The organism is Mycolicibacterium austroafricanum (assembly GCF_000612725.1).
GTDB lineage: Bacteria > Actinomycetota > Actinomycetes > Mycobacteriales > Mycobacteriaceae > Mycobacterium > Mycobacterium austroafricanum.
In genome coordinates, this window is the sequence record NZ_HG964451.1 from 192298 (window position 1) to 210002 (window position 17705).

Genomic DNA, 17705 nt, shown 5'->3' on the forward strand with positions numbered 1-17705 from the left:
CGCCGTTAGCATCGGAACCTATGACCAGCGTGACTGAGCCTGCGGCCTCCCACGAGATCGACATCCACACCACTGCCGGGAAGCTGGCCGACCTGCGTAAGCGCGCCGCGGAGGCGCAGCACCCGGTCGGTGAGACCGCCGTGGAGAAGGTGCACGCCAAGGGCAAGCTCACCGCCCGCGAGCGCATCCTGGCGCTGCTGGACGAGGGCTCGTTCGTCGAGCTCGACGCGCTGGCCAAGCACCGCAGCAAGAACTTCGGCCTGGAGCACAACCGGCCCACCGGCGACGGTGTCGTGACCGGGTACGGCACCATCGACGGCCGCGACGTCTGCGTGTTCAGCCAGGACGCCACCGTGTTCGGCGGCAGCCTCGGCGAGGTCTACGGCGAGAAGATCGTCAAGGTCCAGGAGCTGGCCATCAAGACCGGCCGCCCGCTGATCGGCATCAACGACGGTGCCGGCGCCCGTATCCAGGAGGGTGTGGTCTCCCTCGGTCTCTACAGCCGGATCTTCCACAACAACATCAAGGCCTCCGGTGTCATCCCGCAGATCTCGCTGATCATGGGCGCCGCGGCCGGCGGGCACGTCTACTCCCCCGCGCTGACCGACTTTGTGATCATGGTCGACCAGACCAGCCAGATGTTCATCACCGGCCCCGACGTCATCAAGACCGTCACCGGTGAGGACGTCACCATGGAAGAACTCGGCGGCGCCCACACCCACATGGCCAAGTCGGGCACCGTGCACTACGTGGCCTCCGGCGAGCAGGACGCGCTGGACTACGTCCGGGACCTGCTGTCCTACCTGCCCCCGAACAACTACGCCGAGCCGCCGCGTTACCCGGCCCCGCACGCCGATGCCCCGATCGAGGAGAGCCTCACCGACGAGGACCTCGAGCTCGACACGCTGATCCCGGACTCGCCGAACCAGCCGTATGACATGCACGAGGTCATCACCCGCATCCTCGACGACGACGAGTTCCTCGAGGTGCAGGCCGGGTACGCGGGCAACATTGTGGTCGGCTTCGGCCGGGTCGACGGTCGCCCGGTCGGCATCGTGGCCAACCAGCCCACCCAGTTCGCCGGCTGCCTGGACATCAACGCCTCGGAGAAGGCCGCCCGGTTCATCCGCACCTGCGACTGCTTCAACATCCCGATCGTGCTGCTGGTCGACGTGCCCGGCTTCCTGCCCGGTACCGATCAGGAGTACAACGGCATCATCCGCCGCGGCGCCAAGCTGCTTTACGCCTACGGCGAGGCCACCGTCGCCAAGGTCACCGTCATCACCCGCAAGTCCTACGGCGGCGCCTACTGCGTAATGGGCTCCAAGGACATGGGCGCCGATGTCGTCGTGGCCTGGCCCACCGCGCAGATTGCGGTGATGGGCGCCTCCGGCGCGGTCGGCTTCGTCTACCGCCAGCAGCTGCGCGAGGCCGCCGCCAATGGCGACGATGTCGACGCGCTGCGCCTGCAGCTGCAGCAGGAGTACGAGGACACCCTGGTCAACCCGTACATCGCCGCTGAGCGCGGCTACGTCGACGCGGTAATCCTACCGTCGCACACCCGCGGCTACGTCGCCACCGCGCTGAAGCTGTTGGAGCGCAAGGTGGTTCAGACCCCGCCGAAGAAGCACGGCAACATCCCACTCTGATCCACAGCGAACCCGCTTCTCAGACAAGGACTTTCAGCCATGAACCATGACGCCGACATCGTCGAGGTCTCCGACCCGCGGGATATGACGATCGATGACCCGCCGCAACCGGATCCGCACTTCAACGTCGTCAAGGGCGAGCCCACCCTCGAAGAGCTGGCCGCAGTGGTGACCGTGCTCGCCGGCGCCGGCGGTGGCGCCGCCGGCGACCCCGGCCCGCAGGAACTCAACATGTGGGGCCACCCGGTGGACAAGCTGCGCTACGACGTCACCAGCTGGCAGCGCACAACCCTCTGGGAACGCATGCACATGCGGCGTTGATGAGCCGCTTGCGCGTAGAACATCAGTCCTGCCGAGTCGCTTGCGCGAAAGACACACGAATAGCTCCAGGCCGCGAATCCGGGCCTGGAGCTATTCGTTTGTGGCAGAAGGAGAATCAGCAGCCGGTGCTGTAGCCGAGCTTGGTCGTCCCGTACGGACCGATCGACAGCGTGATTCCGAAGACGCACGTCGAGAAGTCGATGTTCTGGGTGAACCAGCTGTAGAGCGGCTTGATCCAGTTGGGGATCAGCGCCAGCGGGGTGAATTCGAAGAACGTCGTCGGGCCGTCCTCCCCGGGACCGGGGCCCCAAAACCACCACCAACCCTGCTCGGCAGCGGTGCCGGCGCCCAGTGCCGGCGCGGCCATGAAGTCCGTGATCACCGGGGACGCCAGGACATCGGAGAAGGCCGGTGCCGCGGGTACGGGCAGCGCGACGATGTCCGCCTGAGCGGCGACCGCGGGCGTCAACACCGCCGCCCCCGCAATGGCGCACGCGGCGGCGCCCACCTGAAATCTCGTGCCGACAGTCGCGAATTTCGCGGCAACAGTAGACATATCCGCCCGCCCTGCTTCCTTTGTCCCGGATTTGTTGTTCGCAATATCGCAGACCCCAAATCGGGTGTCAAAAGCAGAATTCGGGACGGTGACCCGCGTCACGAAATTGCCAATCATGCGGCTCTACCAGCACCGATAGCGCTTCTGCGGCGATACGCCCCGGCTGGAAAGCGCTATATCGGGCCGGAACTCGCCGCGGTGAATCCGAATGTTAATCCCGCGAAACCAACAATTAATCTGTTTCCTGAGTCAAGGAGATTCGACCATCCCGTCGATGTCGAGACATACGGGCGGGACGGGTCTACCAGCGCTTAACACGCCGCATCTTCAGGCACCGATAGAGTCGCGAGGTGATCAGCGAGGAGAAGCGATGACGCGGGTGGTGCTGGCGTCGGCATCCAAAGGCCGGCTGGGCGTGCTGCGCCAGGCCGGCATCGACCCGCAGGTGATCGTGTCCGCCGTCGACGAGGACGCGTTGCTCGCCGCGCTGGACCCGGATCTCCCGCCGGAGGCGGTGGTGGCCAAGCTCGCCACCGCCAAGGCGCTCAGCGTCGCCGCGGAACTGCCGGACGAGCTGCTCGCCGACTGCGTGGTGATCGGCTGCGATTCGATGCTGTTCCTCGACGGCACGTTGCGGGGAAAGCCGGGTTCCGCGGAAGCCGCTGGGGCGCAATGGAAGTCGATGGCCGGCTCGGCGGGCCATCTGCTCACCGGGCATGCGCTGCTGCGCATCACCGGTGGCGTCATCACCCACACCGAGGCCGACACCCGCAGTACCAAGGTCCACTTCGGCGAACCCACCGAGGACGAGATCGCCCGCTACATCGACAGCGGCGAACCGCTGCACGTCGCGGGCGCGTTCACGCTGGACGGGCTCGGCGGATGGTTCGTCGACCGCATCGAGGGCGACCCATCCAATGTCATCGGCCTCAGCCTGCCGCTGGTGCACCGGCTGGTGCGCCGCACCGGGCTGTCCATCTCGGATCTCTGGCAGCGGTAGCTGCACATACAGAAAGGGACTGCCCCGGCGGGCAGTCCCCTCTGCGAACGAACTCAGCAGCCTCGGCTGAACCCGACCGACAAGCTGCCGTACGGCCCGATCCGGGCATTGAGGCCGAAGAAGCACGCGGTGAAGTTGATGTTCGCGAACCACGAGAAGAACGGCTTCAGGAAGTTCGGGACCAAAGCCAGCGGAAAGAACTCGACGACCGGGTTGTAGGTCGGCCCGTCATCCTTGGTCGGCCCGAACCAGATCCACGAGCCCTGCTGGGCGATACCCACCGAGGTGAGCGCCGGCGCCAACGCGATCTCGGACAAAGCGGGCGCCGTGGGCGCGGGCAGTGTGAGATCGGCCTGAGCGGCTACCGCAGGCGTCAGCACCGCAGCGGCAGCCACCGCGCATGCCGCGGTCCCCACTTGAAGCCTGGTTCCAGCGTTCGACAGTTTTGCGGTGATTGTTGACATATCCCCCGCACCCCTTCCCCCAGATTGCGTTAGCTGACAGCATCCCACCGCAGGGATGTGGTGTCAACCACAACTGCTACCCGAGGCGCGCGGGGGATGCGGGAAAAATGCAGGCTCTACCAGGTATTTTCGATCGAAACTACTATGAGCGGATAACGCCTGCCACGGCGAGCGCTAGGCGCGGCGAGACGCGCAGTGCGCTGGCATTCTGGTTTGCCACGGCCTGAATGGGCCGTTACCCCACGCTGCAGCAACCGACCCTTGGGGGCAGCCACCACCCGCGGACCAGGAAAGTCGACGCCAGGTAGCAGGACAGGCAAAACACCGGCGTCATAACGGGGTGTGCCAGTCGGTGTGCCATCAGGCACGTCTGCAACCCGAACAAAAGCGATGGGCCACTCCTAGCCTCAAAGCCAGGAGTGGCCCACGATGAGTTGACTCGCGCTACAGCGCGATTGACAGGGTGTAGCGCGAACCGCGGTTACGCCACGGCCACGGCGATTAGCAGCCGACGTACCGCCGCGCCAACGCAAACGTCACCGTCCGCGGTTTCGCGCCGACCTCGATGGTGCTGTCCGCCCGCGGGGCCTGCCCGCACACCACCCAGTTGGTGTAGTTGTAAATCACCTGGCTTGTCAGGTCCCGGTTGTAGAGGTTGAATCGGACGTTCTGCTCGCCGGCATTGGCGATGACGTCATCGATTGCGCGCTGCAGGACTTCGCCGCGGTAGCTGCCCATCGTCCAGGTCTCCCCCTCGGTGGGCGCCGCCGCCGCAATAGGCGCGCTGATGCCGATCCCTGCCGCGAACACACCGGCGGCTGCCGCTGCAACCGCGAGCTTTCGCTGCTGTCTCTTGAACCCCTTGAGCTCCATGCCAAAAGCTTAGAGGTAGCTGGATGTACAGCCAAAGCTATTGACGACGATTCGCCGGGTGCTGTGCCTACGCGCCGCAGTGCTGCCCGCCCGGGCGCTCCACCAACAGCGTCACCGACTTCGTCTTCTGCTTCGACAGCGCGGTGCCCGCCTTCGGCGACTCCCCGCACACCACCCAGTCCTCCAGGTTGTACACCGCCTCGTGGTTGGGGGCCACGGTCTTGAACGTCAGCGGCAGCTGCTCGACGACGGCTTCGACATCCTGCTCCGCCCGGAACAGCACCTCGTTCTTCAGATTGGGCATCACCCACATCGCGTTCGGCTCTTTGTACTGGATCTGCGCGTCATCGGCGTGCGCGGCCGCCGGCCCCGCCGCGGCGACCGCCCCCGCCAACACGGCGCACGTCGTCACCGTCGCCCCGACAATTGCTTTGTTCACTGCCAGCCCCTTGCTGTCACTCGAAAGTTGCCCAACAGAGCCCGATTCCGCCGGGGACACCCCGGCGGGGTTTCCGTCGCTGCGACTTTGCTGGACGTTTCTGTTGGTGCACTGAACACAGTAGGGCCGCCGCGGCGCCGATGCCCGAATCCCCAGTACATCAACAGAAACCGCGCAGGAAGCGCGCAGCGTCGTACGTTCGGATGACTTCCTGGATCGTCACGCGTGACGTGGCGCACCTTCGTGTTGCCGATGCGCGCGAAGCGAGGAGAATAGCGAAAAACCGAAGCAACGCAGTCACTATTGCCACCCGGGGGAGATCGCATGGTTACACGGGTTGATCGATGGCGTGAAGCGTCGGGTCGCCGTCGCCGACGTGCAGAACGAGCAAACTATCGGCTCGACATTCAGGGGCTGCGCGCCGTCGCCGTGCTGGCCGTCATCGCCCACCACTTGTGGGGCGTTCCGCAGGGCGGCTTCGTCGGCATCGACGTGTTCTTCGTGATCACCGGATACTTCGTCACTGAGAATTTGCTGAAAGCTTCGGCCGAGCACGGTGACCCGTCATTGCCGCAGTTCTACTCAGTCCGGCTGCGCCGCATCGTCCCGGCCGCCACCGTCGTGCTGGTGCTCACCGTCGTCGCCTCGGCGTACCTCCTCCCGCAACCCGCGGTCCGCGACATCACCTTCGACGCGCTGTTCGCGTTCTTCTTCGTCGCCAACTGGCATTTCGCCGCCTCCGGCACCGACGTCCCCGCGACCATCGATTCGGTATCGCCGCTGCTGCACTACTGGCCGCTGTCGATCGAGGAACAGTTCCTGCTCGTCTGGCCGGTGCTGATCGTCGCGATCACGCTGATCGCCGTGCGCGGCGCATGGAGTCATGCCCGGTGGCTGACCACCACCGCCGTCGTGATGGGGGTCGTCGTCGCCGCATCCCTGGGCTGGGCGCTCCACGAAACCTCGTCGTCTCCGGAGTGGGCGTACCTCAGCACCGCCACCCGCGCCTGGGAACTCGGCGTCGGCGCCCTGCTGGCCACCGCCGTCGGCACCTTCGCCCGCATCCCCGACCTGGTGCGGCCCGTGCTGTCCTGGGCGGGCGTCGCCCTGGTGGTCGCCGCCATGTTCCTCATCGACGGCTCGGTCGGGTTCCCCGCCCCATGGGCGCTGCTGCCGGTGGCCGGCACCGCGCTCGTCGTCGCCGCCGGCGTCGGACGCGAACCCGGCTTCCAGGGCCTGCTGCGCAACCGCGCCAGCACCTACCTCGGCGACCTCTCCTACGCGCTGTACCTGGTGCACTGGCCGGTGATCGTGCTGCTCGCCGTCGTCATGGCGCCGAACGTGCACTTCTACGCCAGCGTGCTCACCCTGACGCTCGGCCTTGCGGTCGCGTGCCACCACTTCGTCGAGAACCCGCTGCGCTACGCCAGCTTCGACGCGCTGCGGCAGGCCCGGGAAGACATGCGGCACGGCCTCTTTCACGTCGAGCTGTCGACCAAGATCGCCGGCGTCGCGGCGTTGGTCCTGATCACCCTCAGCGTCATCAGCTTCGCGATGGGCCCCGACGCGCTTCACCACACAGCCCCTGCGCAGACGGACACGACCAGCGTCAGCCCCTAGGCCGCCGTGGTATCACACCGGTATCATTTTCGTTCATGGGAATGACCCTGCGCCCCAGCGACGAACAGGCAGAAGCGCTGCGTCGTCAGGCCGCCGCCGAGGGGCGCTCGATGCAGGCGGTTGCCCTGTCGGCCATCGACGAGTACATCGATCGGCACGCCCACAAGGCGCGCGTCGCGACGGCGCTGCGGCGGGTGCTGCGTGAGGAAGCCGGTCTCCTGGAACGCCTGAAGGACGCGTGATCGAATACCTCGACCTCGAGGACCTACTGGAGATCGCACGCGCGGCCGTCGGGCCCGACGTGTCCGTCAGGGACTACGGCCTGCTTGAGTCGGCACAGGCGCGGCCCCGCACGTCGGTACTCGGCGAAGACGCCTACCCGGAGCTGTTCGGAAAAGCTGCTGCACTGGTGCATTCGTTGGCGCGCAATCATGCGCTGGTCGACGGAAACAAACGGCTCGCGTGGACTGCGTGCCGGACCTTTCTTGCTCTCAACGGCTTACGGATCAACGCGCCGGAGGACGACCGGTTCGACTTCGTCATCGGCGTGACGGCGGGAACGATCAGCGACCTGGAGGCAATCGCCGAGCAACTGCGGACATGGAGCCATCCCACGGACTGACGTCGACAACGCTGAAAAATTGGACACGCCGTCGGCCAAAACCAGGCCCCACCTCCCCGGTAGGCTCGTCCACGTGCCGCTACCCGCTGACCCCAGCCCCGCCCTGCAGTCCTACGCCCACCCGGAACGGCTCGTCACCGCCGACTGGCTGTCGGGCAACCTCGGCCGGCCCGGTCTGGCCATCGTGGAGTCCGACGAGGACGTGCTGCTCTACGACACGGGCCACATCCCCGGCGCCGTCAAGATCGACTGGCACACCGACCTCAACGACCCCCACGTGCGCGACTACATCACCGGCGAGCAGTTCGCCGACCTGATGAACCGCAAGGGCATCTCCCGCGACGACACCGTCGTCATCTACGGCGACAAGAGCAACTGGTGGGCCGCCTACGCGCTGTGGGTCTTCACGCTGTTCGGCCACCCCGACGTCCGCCTGCTCGACGGCGGCCGCAACCTGTGGATCTCCGACGGCCGCGACACCACCCTCGATGTGCCGAGCAAGCAGACCACCGGCTACCCCGTCGTCGAACGCGATGACGCCCCGATCCGCGCCTACAAGGACGACGTCCTCGCCATCCTCGGCACGCAGCCGCTGATCGACGTGCGCTCCCCGCAGGAGTACACCGGCGAACGCACCCACATGCCCGACTACCCCGAAGAGGGCGCGCTGCGCGGCGGCCATATCCCCACCGCGGTGTCCATCCCGTGGGCCAAGGCCGCCCTGGACAACGGCAAGTTCCGCAGCCGCGCCGAGCTGGAGGAGCTGTACGGCTTCCTCAAGCCCGAGGACAAGACCGTCGTGTACTGCCGCATCGGCGAGCGCTCCAGCCACACCTGGTTCGTACTCACCCACCTGCTCGGAAAGCCCGGCGTACGCAACTACGACGGCTCCTGGACCGAATGGGGCAACGCGGTGCGGGTGCCCGTCGCGGTCGGGGAAGAGCCCGGCACCGCATGAGCGCCATGCCGGCGCCGCTGGCCGAAGTGGTCTCCGACTTCAAAGAGGTTGAGGGACAAGACAAGCTGGCGCTGCTGCTGGAGTTCGCCGGCGAGCTGCCACCGCTGCCCGACGAGCTCGAAGAGGCCGCGATGGAACCGGTGCCCGAATGCCAGTCGCCGCTGTTCCTGCACGTCGACGCCGACGACCGCGCACACGTGCGGCTGTACTTCAGCGCACCCGCCGAGGCGCCCACCACCCGCGGATTCGCCGCGATCCTGGCCACCGGCCTCGACGGGCAGTCCGCCGAGGACATCCTCGCCGTACCCGACGACTTCTACACCGACCTCGGACTGGCCAAACTGATCAGCCCGCTAAGGTTGCGCGGCATGTCGGCGATGCTCGCCCGCATCAAAAACCGCTTGAAATAGCCTTTTAGGCCCGACTGAACGCCTACCATCGTCGCATTGGAGCAACCCTCCCCGACTCGTAGTAGGGCTGGCGATGACGGACCATCTCGATGACGCCGCGACCGGCGCCGGGCTCGTCCCCGTCTTCCAGAGCGTGGTCTCCCTTCCCGGCGAGACCGTCGTCGGATACGAGGCACTCGCCCGCTGGCCGGCCCTGAACGGCATGAACCCGGAGGAGGTCTTCGATCGCGCGCAGCGGATCGGCACCCTCGACCTGCTCGACTGCGAATGCATCGGCGCCGCCGCGCGCGGCGCGCTGGACGGCCCGTCCACCGACGGGATGCTGCTGCTGCTCAACTGCGAACCCGCCACCGCACTCGCCGACCCGTCCTGCGACGCGGCGCTGGCCGCAGCCGCCGACAAATTCCGCGTCGTCTTCGAGCTGACCGAACGCGGACTGCTGGCCAACCCCCAGGCCATGCTGCGCAAGGTGGCGGCGCTGCGCTCGCACGGCTTCGCGATCGCCCTCGACGACATCGGCGCGCACCGGGACTCACTGGCCGTGCTCGACATCGTCGCCCCGGACATCCTCAAGCTCGACCTCGCGATGATCCAGGCTCAGGCCGACCAACACCAGGCCCGCACCATCGCCGCCGTCCTGGCCCACCAAGAACGCACGGGCGCAACGATTCTCGCCGAGGGCATCGAAAACGACGCGCACCTCGAGCAGGCCCTGGCCTACGGCGCCACGCTGGGCCAGGGCTACCTGTTCGGCTACCGCGGAGCGCGCGCCGCCGAGCCCGCCCACGTACGGCTGCCCACCTCTGCGGCCTCGCCCGCGAAACCCGGCACGCGCTCGGTCTTCGAGGCGTCGACAGCAGGCATTGCGCGCCGCGTCGTGCGCAAACGGAACCTGCTGGAGCTGTCCCGGCACCTCGAGCGCCGCACCATCACCGCCGACAGCCCGCCGATCGTGCTGACCACCGTGCAGAAGCACGACTTCTTCCAGTCCGCGACAAGCGCCATGTACACCGCGATCGCCGAACGCTCGCCGCTGGTGGCGGTGTTCGGCGTGGACATCCCCGAGGATCTCGGATCCGGAATCCGCGGGGTGCCGCTGGATCCCGCGGATCCGCTCGCGAAGGAGTGGATCATCGTCGTCATCGGCTCCGACAACTGCGTCGGCCTGATCGCCCGCGAGCTTCCCGGCACGGACCGGCGCTTCGAGGTCGTCATCACCTTCGACCGCGAACGCGTGGCGACCGCCGCCCGCAGCCTGCTCGACCGGCTGCCCGGCGCGTAACGCTTCCGCCCCGCACGCGATATCGCCAGTGACCGCGAACGGCCTGGCGCGGTCGGCTCCGCCGGTTGCGCTCGACCACATCCAGGTCTCGACAGCACCCCCACCACGGGGTGTTCAGGGAGGGGCCCGGATGCCGAAGACCACCAGCAGGCGCGCTCGCGCACGCAAACTCGTGGCATGGAGCGCCGTGTTCGCGGCGCCGGCCGCGCTCGCCGTACTGTCGTCGGCTACCGCGTCGGCCGACGAGATCGGCGTCGACCGCACCGTCAGCAGCCGCCAGGCCGGATCGGTGTCCGGCGACGCGACGTTCGGCGAGGTCCGCGGCCCCGACGGCGTCATCCTTGCCCAGGGCGAAATCAAAGACTCGAAGAAGGCCGTCCCGGACCGGATTCCCGGCACCCGCGCCCGGCCGTTCCACCCGGGCTGGAAGCCCGGCCCCGGCATGGGCAGCTGGTGAGTGGCCCCCGCCCACTGTCCGCCTAGCGAACCGAATTCACCTTCTGCGCCCGACCGGGTGTAGCTGCCACTACGCTTGAGCAAACCCCGCAATCCGTATGGAAGGCACCGGGGTTGGTCGGTTCGATGACCTGAGCGGGGGCTCGGTGGGCGCGATTGGGCGCTGGTGGCGACAGCCAGACCAGTACGACTGGCTGTCCAGTTACATGCATGCCCGCGGTTTCACCCGCCCAGCGCAGATCTTCATGGCCGTCATCGCCGCCTCAGGCGTCCTGGTGCCCGCCAACGCGCTGTGGGGCCCGGCCGCGACCAGCCACGCCCTGCTCCTCGCGCTCGGGGTGGTCGCCGGCGCGGCCGGCCTGGCGTACCTGGTGCTGTGGCTGTCGCGCTGGCCCACCCGCAACCAGTCCATCGGGTTCGCCCTGACCATCTGCGTCTGCATCGCCCTCGGCAGCTTCACCGCCGCCGACCCCGCGATCGGGCTGATGGCCAGCGCGGCGCTGGCCGTGTCCGGCGGCTATCTGGCGTTCTTCCACTCGGCCCGGCTGGTGACCGCCAACCTCGTGGTCGCGCTGGCCGTGGCCGCGGTGCACGTGCCGCGGCTCGTCGCCGACGGCCAGGCGGTGCTGGCCGTGTCGATGCTGTTCCTCGTCGTCGAACTCAACGCCGGTGTTCCGCTGGCCATCCAGATCATGGTGCACGCGCTGGGCATCGACCTGATCAAGTCCGACCGCGACCCGCTCACCGGCCTGCTCAACCGTCGCTCCTTCCAGCGCGCCGTGGTCGCCGCGGTGCTCGACGGCCAGCGCAGCGGCGGCTACCTGGCCTTCGCGATGCTCGACCTGGACCGGTTCAAGGTGCTCAACGACACCCTGGGGCACAGCGCAGGCGACGACGCGCTGGTGTCCGTCGCCCAGGCCCTCACCGCCAACCTGCCGGACTCGGCGATCATCGGCCGTGTCGGCGGCGAGGAATTCCTGATCGCCGACGTCGTCACCGCCGCGGTGCCCGAAGACCTCGGCGAGCGGGCCAGGGAGGCGGTCACCTTCACGCCGTACGGCCTGACGACGAGCGTCGGCACCGCCAGCATCGCGGTCGACGCGCTCGACGCGGGCAACATCGTCGACTCGATGCACTGGCTGACCGCCCAGGCCGACGTCGCGATGTACACCGCCAAGCGCGCCGGCGGCAACGGGGTGCGACACCACACGCCCGGCCGGCGTGACGAGGACAGCTCCCGCGAAGACGCGCCGCAGCGACCGTGAACCCAAGGCTGGGTACCGCAACCGCACGTGGACCGTCCCTACTCGGCGGTAACCGGCACCGCTTGGCGGGGGCGCTGTGCTGGCGCTTAAACTGCCCGATAGATTCTTAAAGACGTTTCTTAGAGATGGCCGTTTTCGGCCAACAGAACCACGCCATCAGGAGGCGCCAGTGGCCAGTCACGCCAGCTCGAAGATCTCCAAGGTGCTTGTCGCCAACCGGGGAGAAATCGCCGTCCGGGTGATTCGCGCAGCCAAAGACGCCGGACTGCAGAGCGTGGCGGTGTACGCCGAGCCCGACGCCGACGCACCCCACGTCCGTCTCGCCGACGAGGCGTTCGCCCTGGGCGGGCAGACCTCGGCCGAGTCGTATCTGGTGTTCGAGAAGCTGCTCGACGCCGCCGCGAAGTCCGGCGCCAACGCGATCCACCCCGGCTACGGATTCCTGTCCGAGAACGCCGACTTCGCCCAGGCCGTCCTCGACGCCGGGCTGATCTGGATCGGGCCCAGCCCGCAGTCCATCCGCGACCTCGGCGACAAGGTCACCGCCCGCCACATCGCCGCGCGCGCCGAGGCCCCGCTGGTGCCCGGCACCCCCGACCCGGTCAAGGACGCCGACGAGGTCGTCGCCTTCGCCAAGGAGTACGGCGTGCCCGTGGCCATCAAGGCCGCGTTCGGCGGCGGCGGCCGCGGCATGAAGGTCGCCCGCACCATCGAGGAAATCCCCGAGCTGTTCGACTCGGCCACCCGTGAGGCCGTCGCCGCGTTCGGCCGCGGCGAGTGCTTCGTCGAGCGCTACCTGGACAAGCCGCGCCACGTCGAGGCCCAGGTCATCGCCGACATGCACGGCAACGTCATCGTCGCGGGCACCCGCGACTGCTCGCTGCAGCGCCGCTTCCAGAAGCTCGTCGAGGAGGCGCCCGCGCCGTTCCTGACCGACGCGCAGCGCAAGGAGATCCACGAGTCCGCCAAGCGGATCTGCAAGGAAGCCGGCTACTACGGCGCAGGCACCGTCGAGTACCTGGTCGGCCAGGACGGCCTGATCTCGTTCCTCGAGGTCAACACCCGCCTGCAGGTGGAACACCCGGTCACCGAGGAGACCTCCGGCATCGACCTGGTGCTGCAGCAGTTCAAGATCGCCAACGGGGAAGCCCTCGACATCACCGAGGACCCCACCCCGCGCGGCCACTCCTTCGAATTCCGCATCAACGGCGAAGACGCCGGCCGCGGCTTCCTGCCCGCCCCCGGCCCGGTCTCGAAGTTCGAGGCCCCCACCGGCCCCGGCGTGCGGATGGACTCCGGCGTCGAGACGGGCTCCGTCATCGGCGGGCAGTTCGACTCGATGCTGGCCAAGCTGATCGTCACCGGCGCCACCCGAGACGAGGCCCTGGCCCGCTCGCGGCGCGCCCTGGCCGAGTTCAACGTCGAGGGCCTGGCGACCGTCATCCCGTTCCACCGCGCCGTGGTCGCCGACCCCGCGTTCATCGGTGACGGCGAGAAGTTCGACGTGCACACCCGCTGGATCGAGACCGAGTGGGACAACACTGTCGAGCCGTTCACCGGCGGTGACCCGATCGACGAGGAAGACACCATCCCCCGCCAGACCGTCGTGGTCGAGGTCGGCGGCCGTCGCCTCGAGGTGTCGCTGCCCGGCGACCTCGCGCTCGGCGGCGGCGGCGCGCCCGCACACGGCGCCCTGCGCAAGAAGCCCAAGCCGCGCAAGCGTGGCGGCGGCGGCGCCACCGCGGCCTCCGGTGACGCGGTGACGGCTCCGATGCAGGGCACCGTCGTCAAGGTGGCCGTCGAAGAGGGCCAGACCGTGGCGGCCGGCGACCTCGTGGTGGTGCTGGAGGCCATGAAGATGGAGAACCCGGTGACCGCGCACAAGGACGGTGTGGTGACCGGCCTGTCCGTCGAGGCGGGCGCGGCCATCACCCAGGGCACCGTGGTCTGCGAGCTCAAGAGCGCCGAATAGCTTTCCCGAAAACGGGGCGTCATCTTTGCGATGACGCCCCGTTTTTTGTTGCATCGGTCAAAGAACCATGCGGTGGCGCCGCGTTCGCTAGGGTCTGCCCCAGAACCCACGAACGAGGGGTGGGACCGGCCCCGCTGCCACGGCGACTGCCACGGGAGCGGGGCCGCGCCCTTCCCGCGGTCTTTCGCGGTCTTTCGCGGTCTTTCCGCGGCCTTTCGCGGTCTTTCCGCGGCCTTTCCGCGGCCTTTCCGCGGCCTTTCCGCGGCCTTTCCGGCGGTCTTTCCGCGGTCTTTCCGCGGTCTTTCCGCGGCATGGCAAGCTGTCCCGGTGGAACCCGTCGAGATCAACGCCGGCGCCTGGTATCTCCGCGGGCTGCGCGCCGACGACCGCGTCGACGACCGGCCCGCGCTCGCCGACCTCGGCGAGCATCGTGCCGACTACGTCGATCACCTTGCCGCGCAATGGTCTTCGGAGACGCTGTACTCCTGGGCGGTGTGCGAGCCGACGACCGGTGAGCTGCTCGCCGAGGTGACGCTGGACCCGTCGACCGGGGCGATCGCCACCCGCGCGCGCCCCGGGCACGAGCAGGCCGCCCGGACCGGGACGGAAGCCGTCGAGCGCTTCGCCGCGGCGATGCTCGGCTGACCCTCCCCCACTCCTGCGCCGGGTTCGCCCGTCAGCGGGCGTCGATGTCGCGTCCGCTGCCCAGATCCGCGCATTCCACCGCGACGACGTCGTCGCGCCCGACGAGAAACGGCCCCGCGCCGACGTCGCCGGTCAGCGCGTCCAGCAGAGCAGGCCAGTGCCTGCGCGCGATGACCACCGGATGCCCGGGGCGCCCGTCGTAGTAGGCGCGGGCCAGGCCGGACGTCGACGTGCGTGCCGCCGCCAGCACCCGCCGCACCGCCGCCGCCCCCACGTCCGGGGTGTCGACGGTGGTGAGCACAACGAAATCCGCAGCATCGCCTGCCGCACGGACCCCGGCGCGCACCGACGCGCTGAGCCCGTCGGCCCAGTCGGCGGCCAACACGGCACGCGCGGGAGCGGGGACGTCGACGACCGCGGCGCCCAGCACCACCACCACGTCGCCGCAGCCGCCGTCGTGCAGCGCGGCGACGCTACGACGCAACCAGTCGCCGTCACCGGCCAGCACCTTCGGCATCCCGAACCGGGTGCCCGCACCGGCGGCGAGCACCACCCCCGTCGAAAGTTCCTGTGTCACAGTAGCTTTGGCCCTACTCTCGATAACTGATGACGCGGGCGTCAGGCTCGGCTGAGGATTTGTTAATAACCTCCATCAATCGTTGTCCACGATCATCGCAGGGGCGTAGGGTGGCGAACAGGTTGAATTCACAGCCTTTGGAAACGTCATCGTCACACGCGACCGAACGGTCACGCAGGCTTTGAGAATCTAGGGCCCACTTGACGTGAACCCCAGCACGAAATCCGCACTCCAGATTGGAGCCCAACCGTGCCTCACGTCCCAGATCAACACCCGGCGCCGCCGGCCCCCGTCTCCGACAACGTCGTCTGCCACACGGCGCGCTTCGAAACGCGCTGGCCGCAACCGGACACGGCGATCGTGTCCGGACTCGGCGAGCTCGACGCGGCCAACGGCATCGACTTCGTCGGCTACGCGCTTCGCCATTCCGACAGAGCGCACTGGCTCGTCGTCGACCTCTCCGGGTTGACGTTCTTCTCCACCGCCGGCTTCTCGGCGCTGCACACGCTCAACGTGCAATGCGTCAGCGAGGACATCCGGTGGGCGCTGGTGCCCAGCAAGGCCGTCGACCGCCTGCTGCGCATCTGCGACCCGGACCACGCGTTGCCGACGTGCGCCGACGTGCCCACCGCGCTCACCGTGGTACAGCAGGAGCCTCCGCGCTCACTCCAACTGGTCGCGGAGTCGCGCTAGGGACTTGGCCAGCAGCCGGGACACGTGCATCTGCGAGATGCCGACCCGCTCGGCGATCTGAGTCTGCGTCATCGACTCGAAGAACCGCAGCGCCAGCACGGTGCGTTCGCGCTCGGGCAGCGCCGCCAGCAGCGGCCGCAGCGCCTCGCGGTTCTCGATCTGATCCAGGGACAGGTCGACGTCGCCGAGCGTGTCGGCGATCGCGGGCGCATCCTCGTTGCCGCTGCCGCCGCTGTCGATAGACAACGTGTTGTAGGAGCTGCCCGCGACCAGGCCCTCGACCACCTCGTCGCGGTCCATCTCCAGCTCGGCGGCCAGCTCGGTGGCCGTCGGCGCCCGCCCCAGCCGCTGCGACAGCTCGGCCGTCGCCGCGCCCAGCCGCAGATGCAGCTCCTTGAGCCGGCGCGGCACCTTCACCGACCAGCTGTTGTCACGGAAGTGCCTGCGAACCTCACCCATGATGGTCGGCACCGCGAACGACACGAAATCCGAACCGGCGTTGACATCGAACCGGATCACGGCGTTGACCAGCCCGACGCGTGCGACCTGAACGAGGTCGTCACGCGGCTCGCCGCGGCCGTCGAAACGGCGGGCGATGTGATCGGCCAACGGCAGGCAGCGCTCCACGATGCGGTCACGCTGACGCTGAAACGCCGCCGTCCCCTCCTCGAGCTCGGCCAGCTCGCGGAACATCGGGGCAACGTCCGCGTACTCCGAGCCCGATCGTGACGACGAACCCTGGGACGACGACCGGGTCACTGCAACGAACTCGCTCGCCTTGTCGTCATGGAGATGCCGAAGACCTCACCGTCACCCACCGACCGGCCGTCTGAGAACGTCTTGACGTCATCGGTCAGCGAACTCAGCACATGCCAGCTGAAGCTGCCCGGCGCCAGGATGTCGGTGCTGTCGCAGGTCGTCGACGCGTGCACCACCAGCGCGTCGGGCTGCGGGTCCACCACCACCAGCAGGGTGGAGTCGGGCACCGCGGACCGGATCAGCCGGGTGCATGCCTCGTCGACAGCCAGCCGCAGATCGGCGACGGCGTCGAAATCGAGATCTTCGAAGGTGCCGATCGCGGCCACCAGCGTGCGCAGCACCGCCAGATTCTCCAGCGTTGCCGCGACGCGCAGTTCTACCGACTGCGCGCCTTGACGCCGCCCGTTGATGTGGCTCGCAACATCGGCCATCTGACCTCCCAAAAGCTTCCCAGCGAGATTACCCCAGCCTGATCGGCCGTTATCCATGGACGCTCCGGGCTTCCGTTAGCTGCCGACCGGTGCGGGGTAACCGAGGACCATGGACCAGAACACCGACCCGTTGCGCCGCATCCTGGTGATCGTGGGGATCGTTCTCGCGGTCCTTCTGCTGGCGGGCGTGGCGCTTTATACCGCCGCATTCCTGATCTTGGCGCCGATGATGCAGTGACGCGGCCGCTCGGGTTGTCTTCATGGTGCCGCTGTCATACCCCACCAGCGGTGTCGGCCAAACCCTCTGCGCGTTGCGGTTGAGCGTGGTTCCGGTCACCGTTTAGCGCTCGATCGGGCCGGGAAGCCTTGGAGTGGCTCACCGAAGGGGCACCGAAGCCCCATTCACCGATCGAGCGAAAGGCAATCATGACCGAGAAGAACAGTGGCCCCGAAGAAGGCATCAAGGGCATCGTCGAGGACGTGAAGGGTAAGGCCAAGGAAACGGTCGGTACCGTCACGGGTCGTGACGACATGGTCCGCGAGGGCAAGGCCCAGCAGGACAAGGCCGACGCGCAGCAGGACGCCGCCAAGAAGGAAGCCGAGGCCGAGTCGGCCCGCGCCGGCGCCGCCGCTGCCGAGAAGCGCCAGGAAGCCAACCAGTAGAGCCTCCTCCTCGACGGGTCCAGCCGGGAAACCGGTTGGGCCCGTTGTTG

Annotated in this window: 23 protein-coding genes; 16 read left to right on the plus strand and 7 right to left on the minus strand. The window is 68.0% G+C overall.

What is annotated here, in order from left to right:
- Positions 1–20 precede the first annotated feature (20 nt).
- Positions 21–1649 carry an acyl-CoA carboxylase subunit beta gene (locus BN976_RS07565; protein ID WP_036369667.1) on the plus strand — a complete coding sequence of 543 codons (1629 nt, stop codon included), beginning with the start codon at positions 21–23 and terminating at the stop codon, positions 1647–1649.
- A 39-nt stretch (positions 1650–1688) separates the two neighbouring features.
- On the plus strand, positions 1689–1970 hold the full coding sequence (locus tag BN976_RS07570; RefSeq protein ID WP_036369669.1) for an acyl-CoA carboxylase subunit epsilon: 282 nt from the start codon (positions 1689–1691) through the stop codon (positions 1968–1970).
- A gap of 115 nt (positions 1971–2085) precedes the next feature.
- Here BN976_RS07570 and BN976_RS07575 read toward each other — a convergent pair whose 3' ends face one another.
- Positions 2086–2526: a hypothetical protein gene (locus BN976_RS07575; RefSeq protein WP_011778929.1), complete on the minus strand. Its 441-nt coding sequence runs from the start codon at positions 2524–2526 to the stop codon at positions 2086–2088.
- A gap of 370 nt (positions 2527–2896) precedes the next feature.
- Between BN976_RS07575 and BN976_RS07580 the strand changes: the two genes are divergently transcribed.
- Complete coding sequence (locus BN976_RS07580) at positions 2897–3526, plus strand: Maf family protein (RefSeq protein ID WP_036369671.1); 630 nt, start codon at positions 2897–2899, stop codon at positions 3524–3526.
- A 53-nt stretch (positions 3527–3579) separates the two neighbouring features.
- Here BN976_RS07580 and BN976_RS07585 read toward each other — a convergent pair whose 3' ends face one another.
- The 3 genes from BN976_RS07585 to BN976_RS07595 form a co-directional block, all read right to left on the minus strand.
- Complete coding sequence (locus BN976_RS07585) at positions 3580–3942, minus strand: hypothetical protein (RefSeq protein WP_234935487.1); 363 nt, start codon at positions 3940–3942, stop codon at positions 3580–3582.
- Between the two features lie 549 nt (positions 3943–4491).
- Positions 4492–4863 (minus strand): hypothetical protein, encoded by a 372-nt coding sequence (locus BN976_RS07590; protein WP_036369673.1) that lies wholly within the window; start codon positions 4861–4863, stop codon positions 4492–4494.
- Between the two features lie 67 nt (positions 4864–4930).
- Entirely contained in the window at positions 4931–5302 is a 372-nt protein-coding gene (locus tag BN976_RS07595) for a hypothetical protein (protein WP_036369675.1), read from the minus strand.
- A 324-nt stretch (positions 5303–5626) separates the two neighbouring features.
- On the opposite strand from BN976_RS07595, the gene BN976_RS07600 reads away from it, so the two are divergent.
- From BN976_RS07600 to BN976_RS07645, 10 genes are all read left to right on the plus strand, one after another.
- On the plus strand, positions 5627–6922 hold the full coding sequence (locus BN976_RS07600) for an acyltransferase family protein (RefSeq protein WP_036369677.1): 1296 nt from the start codon (positions 5627–5629) through the stop codon (positions 6920–6922).
- Positions 6923–6957: 35 nt separating this feature from the next.
- Positions 6958–7164 carry a hypothetical protein gene (locus tag BN976_RS07605; protein ID WP_036369679.1) on the plus strand — a complete coding sequence of 69 codons (207 nt, stop codon included), beginning with the start codon at positions 6958–6960 and terminating at the stop codon, positions 7162–7164.
- Positions 7161–7544 carry a type II toxin-antitoxin system death-on-curing family toxin gene (locus BN976_RS07610; RefSeq protein WP_036369683.1) on the plus strand — a complete coding sequence of 128 codons (384 nt, stop codon included), beginning with the start codon at positions 7161–7163 and terminating at the stop codon, positions 7542–7544. The genes BN976_RS07605 and BN976_RS07610 overlap by 4 nt, the downstream gene beginning before the upstream one ends.
- Before the next feature lie 73 nt (positions 7545–7617).
- Positions 7618–8502, plus strand: a complete 885-nt coding sequence (locus BN976_RS07615) for a sulfurtransferase (protein WP_036369692.1) — start codon at positions 7618–7620, stop codon at positions 8500–8502.
- The gene (locus BN976_RS07620; protein ID WP_011778922.1) at positions 8499–8912 is read left to right on the plus strand and encodes a SufE family protein; all 414 of its coding nucleotides are present in this window, start codon (positions 8499–8501) and stop codon (positions 8910–8912) included. Before BN976_RS07615 ends, BN976_RS07620 begins: the two co-directional genes overlap by 4 nt.
- Positions 8913–8985: 73 nt before the next feature.
- Positions 8986–10194 carry an EAL domain-containing protein gene (locus tag BN976_RS07625; RefSeq protein ID WP_036369694.1) on the plus strand — a complete coding sequence of 403 codons (1209 nt, stop codon included), beginning with the start codon at positions 8986–8988 and terminating at the stop codon, positions 10192–10194.
- A 130-nt stretch (positions 10195–10324) separates the two neighbouring features.
- Positions 10325–10651, plus strand: a complete 327-nt coding sequence (locus BN976_RS07630; RefSeq protein WP_036369697.1) for a hypothetical protein — start codon at positions 10325–10327, stop codon at positions 10649–10651.
- A gap of 145 nt (positions 10652–10796) precedes the next feature.
- Complete coding sequence (locus BN976_RS07635; RefSeq protein WP_036370407.1) at positions 10797–11915, plus strand: GGDEF domain-containing protein; 1119 nt, start codon at positions 10797–10799, stop codon at positions 11913–11915.
- A 169-nt stretch (positions 11916–12084) separates the two neighbouring features.
- Positions 12085–13887: an acetyl-CoA carboxylase biotin carboxylase subunit gene (locus BN976_RS07640; protein ID WP_011778918.1), complete on the plus strand. Its 1803-nt coding sequence runs from the start codon at positions 12085–12087 to the stop codon at positions 13885–13887.
- A gap of 327 nt (positions 13888–14214) precedes the next feature.
- On the plus strand, positions 14215–14532 hold the full coding sequence (locus BN976_RS07645) for a hypothetical protein (protein WP_011778917.1): 318 nt from the start codon (positions 14215–14217) through the stop codon (positions 14530–14532).
- Between the two features lie 31 nt (positions 14533–14563).
- Here BN976_RS07645 and BN976_RS07650 read toward each other — a convergent pair whose 3' ends face one another.
- A complete protein-coding gene (locus tag BN976_RS07650) occupies positions 14564–15109 on the minus strand; it encodes a nucleotidyltransferase family protein (protein ID WP_036369700.1) in 546 nt (181 codons plus the stop codon).
- A 249-nt stretch (positions 15110–15358) separates the two neighbouring features.
- On the opposite strand from BN976_RS07650, the gene BN976_RS07655 reads away from it, so the two are divergent.
- A complete protein-coding gene (locus BN976_RS07655; protein WP_011778915.1) occupies positions 15359–15802 on the plus strand; it encodes an STAS domain-containing protein in 444 nt (147 codons plus the stop codon).
- Here the strand turns inward: BN976_RS07655 and BN976_RS07660 are convergent.
- Together BN976_RS07660 and BN976_RS07665 are read right to left on the minus strand one after the other, a co-directional pair.
- Positions 15773–16561: an RNA polymerase sigma factor SigF gene (locus BN976_RS07660; RefSeq protein WP_011778914.1), complete on the minus strand. Its 789-nt coding sequence runs from the start codon at positions 16559–16561 to the stop codon at positions 15773–15775. The genes BN976_RS07655 and BN976_RS07660 overlap by 30 nt on opposite strands.
- Entirely contained in the window at positions 16558–16992 is a 435-nt protein-coding gene (locus tag BN976_RS07665) for an ATP-binding protein (RefSeq protein WP_036370409.1), read from the minus strand. The genes BN976_RS07660 and BN976_RS07665 overlap by 4 nt, the downstream gene beginning before the upstream one ends.
- Positions 16993–17101: 109 nt before the next feature.
- On the opposite strand from BN976_RS07665, the gene BN976_RS34580 reads away from it, so the two are divergent.
- Positions 17102–17230: a hypothetical protein gene (locus tag BN976_RS34580; RefSeq protein ID WP_264000134.1), complete on the plus strand. Its 129-nt coding sequence runs from the start codon at positions 17102–17104 to the stop codon at positions 17228–17230.
- Between the two features lie 188 nt (positions 17231–17418).
- Positions 17419–17655 (plus strand): microaggregate-binding protein 1, encoded by a 237-nt coding sequence (mbp1, locus tag BN976_RS07670; RefSeq protein ID WP_036370411.1) that lies wholly within the window; start codon positions 17419–17421, stop codon positions 17653–17655.
- Positions 17656–17705: the final 50 nt, after the last annotated feature.